The organism is Virgisporangium ochraceum, assembly GCF_016863655.1.
Lineage (GTDB): Bacteria > Actinomycetota > Actinomycetes > Mycobacteriales > Micromonosporaceae > Virgisporangium > Virgisporangium ochraceum.
The window spans coordinates 47,222-57,493 of the sequence record NZ_BOPH01000134.1; the positions used below are offsets into that span (position 1 = coordinate 47,222).

Annotated in this window: 9 protein-coding genes; 6 read left to right on the forward strand and 3 right to left on the reverse strand. The window is 71.5% G+C overall.

Features of this window, described 5'->3' with window-relative positions; all coding sequences use genetic code 11:
- Window positions 1-401: 401 nt before the first annotated feature.
- Together Voc01_RS46595 and Voc01_RS46600 are read left to right on the forward strand one after the other, a co-directional pair.
- Complete coding sequence (locus tag Voc01_RS46595; RefSeq protein ID WP_239160993.1) at window positions 402-1,739, forward strand: sensor histidine kinase; 1,338 nt, start codon at window positions 402-404, stop codon at window positions 1,737-1,739.
- Complete coding sequence (locus Voc01_RS46600; protein WP_203934215.1) at window positions 1,730-2,374, forward strand: LuxR C-terminal-related transcriptional regulator; 645 nt, start codon at window positions 1,730-1,732, stop codon at window positions 2,372-2,374. Before Voc01_RS46595 ends, Voc01_RS46600 begins: the two co-directional genes overlap by 10 nt.
- 92 nt (window positions 2,375-2,466) lie before the next feature.
- Here Voc01_RS46600 and Voc01_RS46605 read toward each other — a convergent pair whose 3' ends face one another.
- The 3 genes from Voc01_RS46605 to Voc01_RS46615 are packed head-to-tail and all read right to left on the reverse strand — an operon-like array spanning window position 2,467 to window position 4,923.
- Complete coding sequence (locus Voc01_RS46605; protein ID WP_203934216.1) at window positions 2,467-3,117, reverse strand: HAD family hydrolase; 651 nt, start codon at window positions 3,115-3,117, stop codon at window positions 2,467-2,469.
- 10 nt (window positions 3,118-3,127) lie between these two features.
- Entirely contained in the window at window positions 3,128-3,361 is a 234-nt protein-coding gene (locus Voc01_RS46610; RefSeq protein ID WP_203934217.1) for a glutaredoxin family protein, read from the reverse strand.
- Complete coding sequence (locus Voc01_RS46615; protein ID WP_203934218.1) at window positions 3,358-4,923, reverse strand: AMP-binding protein; 1,566 nt, start codon at window positions 4,921-4,923, stop codon at window positions 3,358-3,360. The genes Voc01_RS46610 and Voc01_RS46615 overlap by 4 nt, the downstream gene beginning before the upstream one ends.
- 617 nt (window positions 4,924-5,540) lie before the next feature.
- On the opposite strand from Voc01_RS46615, the gene Voc01_RS46620 reads away from it, so the two are divergent.
- The 4 genes from Voc01_RS46620 (at window position 5,541) to Voc01_RS46635 (ending at window position 9,866) form a co-directional block, all read left to right on the forward strand.
- Complete coding sequence (locus Voc01_RS46620; protein WP_239160995.1) at window positions 5,541-6,452, forward strand: sigma-70 family RNA polymerase sigma factor; 912 nt, start codon at window positions 5,541-5,543, stop codon at window positions 6,450-6,452.
- Between the two features lie 175 nt (window positions 6,453-6,627).
- Window positions 6,628-7,707 (forward strand): DUF5667 domain-containing protein, encoded by a 1,080-nt coding sequence (locus tag Voc01_RS46625; RefSeq protein WP_203934219.1) that lies wholly within the window; start codon window positions 6,628-6,630, stop codon window positions 7,705-7,707.
- A gap of 114 nt (window positions 7,708-7,821) precedes the next feature.
- Entirely contained in the window at window positions 7,822-8,775 is a 954-nt protein-coding gene (locus tag Voc01_RS46630; RefSeq protein ID WP_203934220.1) for an HAD family hydrolase, read from the forward strand.
- Window positions 8,772-9,866 (forward strand): hypothetical protein, encoded by a 1,095-nt coding sequence (locus tag Voc01_RS46635; RefSeq protein ID WP_203934221.1) that lies wholly within the window; start codon window positions 8,772-8,774, stop codon window positions 9,864-9,866. Before Voc01_RS46630 ends, Voc01_RS46635 begins: the two co-directional genes overlap by 4 nt.
- Window positions 9,867-10,272 lie beyond the last annotated feature (406 nt).

The following is a 10,272-nucleotide window of genomic DNA, read 5'->3' on the forward strand; positions in this document are numbered from 1 at the left end:
GCACCGATTCGCGCGAGCCCTACCACACCACGGGCACCCTGGCCGGGCGGGCTCGACGCGCTTGCCAGCCTAGGCACTTGTGAAGCCGTGCACAAATCGCGATCTTGAAAGTGGCGCCGGCAGCGGGCGGTCCCCATAAAAAGGACGCCCACCCGCACACCGGAAAATCGAGAGATGCCCCCGCGGCACAATGTGCCCTTCATTCTCGACCTCCGGGCGCAGGTGAGCGCCCTGAAACCATTATGCGCAAACCAGGCCGATGCGGGGCGAAAACGAACAATTACGCTGAGTTGTCAATGCAGCCGACGGCGTAGGCCCACCGGTACGGTATGGCTGGCCCTACCGGCAACCGGGCAGGTCACCGGATGGGAGGGAACCGGACAGATGCCTACCGTCGAGTCATGACCAGGCCCGCACCCCTCGCCATGCCGACCGTCCCGGCGCTCCCCCGGCCGAACTGGCTCGGACGGTTCCTCACCGACGCCGTGTACGTCCTGCTGGCGTTCCCGTACGGCCTGGTGAGCTTCGTCGTCCTCTTCTGCACGTTCCTGCTCGGCGCGGTGAACGTGGTCACGCTGCTCGGCCTGCCGGTGCTGTTCGCCGCGATGTTCCTGGCGCGGATGTTCGCCAACGGCGAGCGCGCGCTGCTGACCCGGGTCATCCGGGTGCCCGCGGCGCGGGTCAACTACAAGCAGCCGCCGGCCGACGCCGGGTGGTGGCGCCGGATCGTCACCCCGCTCACCGACGGGCAGAACTGGCTCGACCTCGGGCACGGCCTGGTCACGTTCGGCACCTCGCTGGCCTCGTTCATCCTGCTGGCGTCCTGGACCATCGGCGCGCTCAGCGGCGTGACCTACCCCATCTGGTTCTGGGCCCTGCCCGACAGCCCCGACGACCAGCAGTTCCACCAGCTGCTCGGGCTGCCCGACACGGCGTTCGCGAACATCGCCGTCCAGTTCTCCATGGGTCTGGTGTTCCTGATCACGCTGCCGCCGGTGGCGCGCGGCGCCGCCATGCTCCGGGCCCTGCCCGCGCGCGGCATGCTCTACTCCGTCAGCGCATTGCGCGACCGCATCACCGACCTGGAGGAGCAGACCGTCGAGGCCCGCGCCCAGACAGCCGCCGCCGTGTCGGCCGAGGCGACCGCGTTGCGCCGGCTCGAACGCGACATCCACGACGGTCCGCAGCAGCGGCTGGTCCGCCTCGCGATGGACCTCGGCCGGGCCCAGCACCAGCTCGACAACGACCCCGACGCGGCCCGTGCGACCGTCGGCGAGGCCCTGGCGCAGACCCGCGAAACGCTGGCCGAGCTGCGTGCGCTCTCGCGGGGCATCGCGCCGCCGATCCTGGCCGACCGCGGCCTCGTCGCCGCCGTCTCGGCGCTCGCCGGCCGCAGCACCGTGCCGGTCGAGGTCGACTGGCCGGGGCTCGCCGGCAGCGGGGACCCGCGACCCCGGCTCGACGCCGCGGTGGAGAACGCCGCCTACTTCGTCATCGCCGAGGCGCTCACAAACGTCGCCAAGCACAGCCACGCCACCGAGTGCTCCGTGACCCTCGAACGCGACGGCGCCTACCTGCTCATCGAGATCCGCGACAACGGTGTCGGCGGTGCGCACGTCTCGAAGGGCCACGGACTGTCGGGCCTCGCCGACCGCGTGCGGGCCGCTGGTGGTGTACTCACGATCGACAGCCCCGACGGGGGACCCACCAGACTTCTCGCGGAGCTGCCGTGCGTGTAGTGATCGCCGACGACGCCGTTCTCCTCAGGGAAGGGCTGGTCCGGCTGCTCGTCGAGAGCGGGCACGACGTGGTGGCCGCGGTGGGCGATGGCCCGTCGCTGGTCACCTCCGTGCTGGAGCACAAACCCGACGTGTCGATCGTCGACGTGCGGATGCCCCCCTCGCACACCGACGAGGGGCTGCGGGCGGCGGTAGAGGCCCGCGGCAAGGTCCCCGGGACTCCGGTGCTCGTGCTGTCCCAGTACGTCGAGGTCTCCTACGCCGACGACCTCCTCGCCGACGGCAAGGGCGGCATCGGCTACCTGCTGAAGGACCGCGTCTCCGACGTGAGCGACTTCCTCGACGGCCTGAGCCGGGTCGCCGGCGGCGGCACCGTGCTCGACCCGGAGGTGGTCGCGCAACTGTTCGCCCGCCGCCGCCGCGGCGACCCGCTGCGCAGCCTGACGGCCCGCGAGCGCGAGGTGCTCGGGCTGATGGCCGAGGGCCGGTCGAACACGGCGATCGCCCGGCACCTGGTGGTCACCGAGGGCGCGGTCGAGAAGCACGTGCGGAACATCTTCACCAAGCTCGACCTCCCTCCGGACGACGAGCAGCACCGCCGCGTGCTGGCCGTGCTCGCCTACCTCAAAGCCTGAGTTGTTGGCGCCCGCCTCCGCGGGCGCGGGCCCCAGGGCTTTCTCGGCGTGGCCTTCCCTCGTCGCTCCGGTCGCTGCGCTCTCTACGCTCCTCAGTCCAGGCCGCGCCGGCCCTGGGCCGCGATCTTCACGGCTTCCACGAGAGAGTCGGCGACCGGGCGGCCGAGGGAACGCAGCACGTCGGGGTGGGTGAAGCCGCCGGTGTAGAGGACTATTCCGGCGCCTACCTCGTCGGCGGCGTGGGCGTCGTCGACCGAGTCGCCGATCAGGACCGTGTCCTCGCCGCGCACGCCCAGGGCGTCGAGGTGCTCGATCAGGTGCTCGGCCTTGTGACCGCCGCCGACCTGGGCGCGCAGGCCGTCGACCCGGGCAAGCCGGTCGACCAGGCCGCGCCGGGTGATCTCCGGGACGAGCTCGTCGTGGAAGTACATCGACAGCAGCGACTGGGTGCCGTCCCAGGCGCCGATCGCCTCGATGGCGTCGTCGGCCAGGGCGCAGTCGACGAGCCTCGTGCGGTAGGTGTCGTGGAAGACGCGGTCGAGGCGGCTGAACTCGTCGGCGTCGATGGGCCGGCCCAGCACGTGGGCGTAGTAGTCGACGACCGGGCGGCGGAAGTCGCGCCGGTGCTCGTCGGCATCGACCACGGGGCCGCCGATCAGGGCGAACGCCGCATTGGTCGCCTCGACCACCGGTTCGAGGTCGTTGAGCAGCGTGCCGTTCCAGTCCCAGACGAGGTGAGCCACGGACGGAAGACTAGCCGGCGAGATCGCGCAGCAGCCGCTGCTCCTCCACGCGCCAGTAGCCGTGCTCCCTGCCGTCGAGCAGCACCACCGGGATGCGGTCGCCGTACTCGGCCGTGAGGTCCGGGTCGCCGGCGATGTCGACCTCCGTGTAGCCCTCGCCGGTCTGCCGTTCGACGCGGGCGAGCACCGCCTTGGCGTCATCGCAGAGGTGGCAGCCTTCGCGCGTGTAGAGCGTGATCCTCATCGGAGCTCACCCTTGCGGACCTTGCCGGTCGCCGAGTGCGGAAGCTCCGACACGAACTCGATCGTTGCCGGGCACTTGAACCGCGCGAGGTTCCGCTCGGCGTGCGCGATCAGCTCATCCGTGGTCGCCTCGGTCGGCGACAAACCAGCCGTTGCGGTCACCTCGCCGGAGCGCACGACGAACGCCTTCACCGCCTGGCCCGTGTACGGGTGCGGAACGCCGATCACCGCGGCCTCGGCCACGGCCGGATGCGCGGCGAGCACCTGCTCCACCTCGTGCGGGTAGACGTTGAAGCCGCTCACCAGGATCAGCTCGGTGAGCCGGTCGACCAGGAACAGGTCGCCGTCGGCGTCGGCGTACGCCACGTCGGCGGTGTGCCACCAGCCGTCGTCGCGCGGACCCTCGCGCCCGTCGGGCCAGTAGCCGGAGAACAGGTTCGCGCCGCGCACCAGTACCTCACCCGGGTCGGTGCCCGGGGTGCCGGGGCTGTCGGTGTCGTACTCCTCGTCGGCGTAGTCGTCGTCGTCGAGGGGACCGTCGACCAGCACCTCGCGTCCGCCGGCCAGGGCGAGCTTGACCTCGACGCCCGGAATCGGCCGGCCGATCGAGCCGGGCTTGCGGGTCGCGCTTCCGAGGGTCGACGCGACCACCGGTGCCGTCTCGGTGAGCCCGTAGCCCTCGTGGACCGGCTGGCCCGACGCCGCGGTGAACCGCTCGGCGGTGGCCCGGTCGAGCGGCGCGGTGCCCGACGCGGCCAGTCGCACGCTCTTGAACGCGTCGGCCAGCCGCTCACCCATCAGCGACCAGGCCACGTACATCGGCGGGACGCCGGCCACCACGGTGATCCCGTGCCGGGCGATCAGCGCGAGGGTGTCGGCGGGGTCGAACCGCTCGACCAGCACCCCGGTGGCGGCGTAGTAGGCCGCCGCCACGATGCCCGAGTTCAGCCCGTACGCGTGGAAGAGCGGAAGGGCAAGGAAGAAGACATCGTCGGGACCGGCCGGAGGCGGATCGATCGCGGCGAGCTGCTCGTGGTTGGCGAGCAGGGCGCGGTGACTGAGCATCGCGCCCTTCGGTGCGCCCGACGTGCCCGACGTGTAGATCAGCAGGGCGAGGTCCTCGCCGCCGGTGGTGGTCTCCGGCGGGGTGTCACCGTGGGGCAGGTCGCCGAGCGCGAACGTGTGCGGCGGGGCGTCGTCGCCGGCGGCGGCCAGCACGTCGCGGGTACCGATCAGGACCGCCGCCCCCGAGTCGCCCAGCACGTGGGCCAGCTCGCGGTGCGTGTAGGCCGGGTTGACCGGCACCGCGACCAGGTTCGCGCGCAGCGCGGCGAAGAGGGCGACCGCGAACTCGGGAACGTTCGGCAGCGCGACCGCGACCCGGGCCGGGTGGGACCCGTCGGCCGGCAGGCCGAGCCCCGCCAGAGCGGCGGCCAGCCCGTCGACCTGACGGTCCAGCTCCGCCCACGTGATGACGCGGTCGTGCCAGTGCAGGGCGGGATGGTCGGGACGGGTGTCCGCGGCGCGGCGGACGAGGTCTGCGACGTTGCGTACCTCGGGCACGGTCGCGAGTCTGGCACACTCACGAGGTCGCCTGGACGGCCACTTCCCACCGGTAATACCTTTTGTCCGAATTGCCGGTAGTTTTCGATCCGACACGCCGAGATGAGTTTCGACTCACTCTCCCGAGCGACGTCAAATTCGAAGAGTGATCACGGACTCGCGGAACGCTCAATAAGCGGCGTGTCACCGTGACATTGCGGCGTGTCGCAAGGTCGGATCGCACTTGATGTGCGACGACGGACAGCGTCGGTTGTTCACGATGGGCCTCCGTGTAGCGGACTTCCCACACGGGGGTGATGACGGCCCTAGTATCGGCGGGTCGGCTCACCCCTTTTGTTGTGTTCCGATCCCCCTCAGACCGAGGAGGCCGCAATGCCCTGTTTTTTACCGGAAGCTGACCTCTTGAGGCTGTTGGGAGACCCCTACCTCTCGATCGATCCCGCGAGCGACCGGAAGGCGGATCTGTGACGTCGATCCCGTCCATGGCGGGCGTGGTGGGCGTGGGCCTGAGCCCCGAGGTGCTCGCCGCCCGTACCGCCCTCAGCAAAGGGTTGAACACCCTGCGATACGTCATGACCGACGCCTGGAGCGCCGGGCTGGAGAACGCCGGTCGCATGATGTCGACCGGCATCCAGCGTGGAAACGGCGTCCCGCGCACCCGTAACCGACCGGGCGTCGGCGACCAGGCGCAGCCGTACACCCCCGGCGGCAACTCCAGGTCGGCCGAGGCACGCCTGGGCGGCAAGCCGTCGCCGGTCCCGCATCCGCAGCGCCCCGCCGACGAGCGCACGCGGACCGACCCGGCCGACCCGCTCACCGGTCCCCTTCCCCTGGACACCAGCGCGGACACGGACCTGGAACCGGCGCACGGCGGTGCCCCCGGCGGAGCCCCCCACGGTGCCCCGCCGCAACTGCCGCCCGAGCCGGAGCCGACGCCGGTCAAGACGCGGCCCGACCCCACCGACGCCGCCGCCGGCGTGTGGGTGCTGGTCGAGCGGGCACAGGCCGGTGACGCCGAGGCCTTCGGCCAGATCTACGACCGCTACCTCGACACGGTCTTCCGGTTCATCTACTTCCGCGTGGGCAACCGGCAACTCGCCGAGGACCTCACCTCCGACACGTTCCTGCGCGCGCTCAAGCGCATCGGCAGCTTCACGTGGCAGGGCCGCGACCCGGGCGCCTGGCTGGTGACGATCGCCCGCAACCTGGTCGCCGACCACTTCAAATCGGGCCGGTACCGGCTCGAGGTGACCACCGGCGACGTGCTCGACGCCGACCGCGAAGACCGGGGCCCCGAGGGCAGCCCGGAGTCGGCGGTGGTCGACCACATCACGAACGTCGCCCTGCTCACCGCCGTGAAACAGCTCAACCCCGAGCAGCAGGAGTGCATCGTGCTGCGGTTCCTGCACGGGTTCTCGGTCGCCGAGACCGCACAGGCCATGGGCAAGAACGAGGGCGCCATCAAGGCTCTGCAGTACCGGGCCGTCCGCGCACTGGCGAGATTGCTGCCGGAGGGCTTCAAGTCATGACGACGGCGCTGGTGACCACCGTCACGCGCCACTCGTTAGGGGAACGGTCCGCCGTAACCCCAGCCTTTCGGCTCCGTTGGAACGGGTACGACCGGCGGCCAGGCGCCCGCCGGTCCTGGCCGCTTGGCCCGTTCCGCGCCGTTGACGTCTTTCAGAGCGAAGGGGGGTGCTCCCGGTGATCACGCCAGTGTTTCCCAGCCGGCGCGCCGAGCGCTTTGCCCAACTGCTCGACGAAGCGGCCGGCGCCCGCCGGCACCATTCCTGGTCAGACGCGGACAGCGAACTGACCGGCATGGTGACCATCGGCCAGCGGGTAACGACACTTCCGCTGGTCGTCGAGGTCGATCCCGAGTTCCGTACCGGCCTGCGGGCAAGCCTCATGGCCCGCATCGAACGGGAGGGCATCGGCGCCACCGCCAGCGAGCCCGAGGTCGACACACCACAGAAGCGCCGGCTCACCGACCTGCTGCCCAGCGGACGCACCCGCAGCGCGATCATCGCGACGATCGCGGCGGGCTCGTTCGGTGCGTTCGGGGTCTCCGCCGCCAGCGGCGACGCGATCCCCGGCGACACGTTGTACGGGGTCAAGCGCTCGGCCGAGCAGGCGAAGCTCGCGCTCGCCGGCTCCGACGTGAGCCGTGGACAGCTGAACCTGGAGTTCGCCCGCAAGCGGCTGGCCGAGGCCGGCGCGCTGGGCAACAACCAGGCCAGGCTCGACCCGGTGCTCGACGACATGGACACCGGCATGCGCGAGGGCACCAAGCTGCTCACCACGGCCGCGGTCGACCGCGGCGAGGTGGCCGGCCTGCAGGCGGTGCAGCAGTTCGCCCGTGACCAGCGACCGATCCTGGCCGGCCTCACCGGCCGGCTCGACGGGCCGGCGAAGACCCGGGCCGCCGAGTCGCTGAGCCTGCTCGACCGCATCAACGAGCGGGCGACCGGTCTGCAGTCGACGGTGAAGTGCCCCGGCATCGACACGCCGCTCGACGACCTCGGCGCGCTCCCGGTCGTCTGCGGCAACGCGGCGCCGGCACCACCGCGCACCCAGCCCGAGGTCGCGCCGGAAGCCACGCCGAAGCCGACCCAGGGTGCGCAGAGCGGCGCCACGCCGCCCACGACCGGCCGGACTGCGGCCACGCCCACGGAGTCGGCGGAGGTCGCCGCGTCGCCGTCGGCCGACGCGTCCGAGAACACCGCCGACGACGACGGTGTGATCGACAGCATCAAGAAGGCCATTGAAGGCCTGTTCGGTTAGGACACGTACGACGATCGGCGCCCGGCGGCTGTTTCGCCGGGCGCCGTTCATCTTGTCCGGCTCGGGACGGGCGGTCGCTCGGGTTAGGCTCGCGTGCGAAGGGAGGCCGAGCACATGACTGAGGACACGACTGAAGTGCCCGCTGGCACCCGGCGTTCCTGGCGACGGTTCCGGTCGGAGCCCCGCAAACGGCTGATCACCACCGCTGCCGGCTGGGCCGCCGCCGAGGTCGAGGCCGCCCTCACCGTGCCCGCCGACTCCGGCGCCGCCGCGTTCTTCGACGTCGACAACACGATGATGCAGGGCGCGTCGATCTACTACCTGGCCCGCGGCATGGCCCGGCGCAAGTACGTCACCACCGGCGACATGGTGCGCTTCGCCTGGAAGCAGCTGAAGTTCCGGGTGGTCGCCGCCGAGCACGGCGGCGACGTCACGGCCGCCAAGGCCGCCGCGCTGGCGTTCGTCGAGGGCTGGAAGGTCGAGGAGCTCGAGCGCCTGTCGGAGGAGATCTTCGACGAGCTGATGGCCGACCGCATCTGGTCGGGCACCCACGCGCTGGCCCGCCTGCACCTCGACGCCGGGCAGCGGGTGTGGCTGGTCACGGCCGCGCCCGTCGAGCTGGGCCGCATCATCGCGCAGCGGCTCGGGCTCACCGGCGCGCTCGGCACGGTCGCCGAGATCCGCGACGGCGAGTACACCGGCCGGCTCGTCGGCGACATGCTGCACGGCCCGGCGAAGGCCGAGGCGATCACCGCGCTCGCCGCCGCCGAAGGGCTCGACCTGGAGCGGTGCTCGGCCTACAGCGACTCGGTCAACGACACCCCGATGCTCTCGCTCGTCGGGCACGCGGTCGCGGTCAACCCCGACTCGGCGCTGCGCCGCGAGGCCCGGCGGCGCGGCTGGGAGCTGCGCGACTTCCGCACCGGCCGCAAGGCCGCGCGGGTCGCCGTGCCGGCGGCGTTGGGCACCGGGGTCCTGGCCGGCGCCGCCGTGGCCGGGCTCGCGCTGCACCGGCGGCGTCGCAGCCGGGGAACACTCGTCGCGGACGCGGTGCGCAAAGCGCTGTGACGTCCCGTTCCCGCGTGGCCGGCATGGTCGGCCTGGTGGTCGCCGTGCTCGCGGCCGGCCGGCTGCTCACCATGCCCGAGCCGTCCTCGACGCCGTCGCCCGCCGCGGTGGCCGAGACGACGGTCGCCGACCTGTGGCCGGCGTCGACGGTCGTGCAGTCGCCCGGCCGGCTCGGCGACGGCCGCGCCTACACGCCGTGGTTCCACCTCGACCCGTCGACGTCGGTGGGCACCGCGCTGACCGGCGACGGCAGCTCGATGCGGTTGATCGTCCGAACCGGTACCGCCGAACGAGAGTTGCTGCGCCTGCCGGCCAGGGACAACCCGCAGTTCAACGGGTTCGCCACCACCGGCGACGACCTCGTGTTCATGGTCTCGGCCAGCGGCGACGCCGCGAACACCACGTCGGTGCTCTACCGCGCGTCGTGGAAGGACGGCGCCGCGTCGGTGCTGACGAAGGACACCGGCGCGGTGATCTTCTTCAACTCCCAGTACGACGTGCTGGTCCGCGACGGTCGGATCACCTGGGCGGCGGCCGGCGAGACGGGCCAGTTCACCGAGATCAGGTCGATTCCGATGGGTGGCGGCCGGGTCACCAGCCAGCGGGTCGACGGCGCCTACGCGCTGTCGGCCTGGCCGTGGCTCACCAGCGCCGGCGGGAGCCAGAACGGCGCGGTCGAGCTGCGCAACCTCACCACCGGCGAGCGCCGCACCGTGGCCGGCCAGCCGAACGAGCTCGTCAACTGCGGTCCGGCCTGGTGCCGCGTGATGATCCTCGGCGCGTCGGGCCAGCCGGCCCGCACCGACGTCATGCGGTCCGACGGATCGGACCGCAAGCGGATGGCGGCCGGCACCATCTCCTCGGCGGTGCTCGATGTGGGGCTGCTCGACCGGTTCGAGGTGCTGGCGCAGACCAACCGCACCGGAACCGGCACGCTGAAGCTGATGCTGTTCGACATCCCGTCGGGCCGGTCGGCGGTGCTCGCCTCCGGGGTGGCGACCGTGCAGGCCCGCGGCCCGATCGTCTGGTGGTCGACCGGCGAGGAAGAGGCGGTCGAGTGGTTCGCCCTCGACCTCCGCACGCTCAGCTGACTCCGGCGAGCGTCGCCGCTAGCCAGGGTGTTGACCACAAACACCGAGATCAACAGATTTGGGTCCGTACCGAAACTCCATACAGGGGAGCGGCGCGTTCCATGCTGCGCAACTGGAGTGCGCCCGCATCGCCCGACGCCTGCCCGCCAGGACCGCTTAGTGTCCTGGCGGATCTGTCGTCGCGGGGGTTCGGGCGCAGTGGGGCTTCACGTTCGTTCCTCGAACAACGATCAAGGCGGCCGGCACAGACCCGGATGTGCGATGACGGACAGTGGCGGCAGGGATCCGTCAGAGCTGAAATGTCGGCTTCGCCCAATCCATGACTGCGGTAGTGCTTTGTCAGGGTTGTGGCCCGGCCGCGCCGCTCGCGGCCGCGCCGTTGTCGATACCTGCGCCGATCTTGCAC

Bases quoted from the DNA above. Each gene is read 5' to 3' on its own strand.
- Voc01_RS46595 (WP_239160993.1), top strand. From the start codon at position 402: ATGACCAGGCCCGCACCCCTCGCCATGCCGACCGTCCCGGCGCTCCCC.
- Voc01_RS46610 (WP_203934217.1), bottom strand. From the start codon at position 3,361: ATGAGGATCACGCTCTACACGCGCGAAGGCTGCCACCTCTGCGATGAC.
- Voc01_RS46620 (WP_239160995.1), top strand. From the start codon at position 5,541: ATGTCGACCGGCATCCAGCGTGGAAACGGCGTCCCGCGCACCCGTAAC.
- Voc01_RS46630 (WP_203934220.1), top strand. From the start codon at position 7,822: ATGACTGAGGACACGACTGAAGTGCCCGCTGGCACCCGGCGTTCCTGG.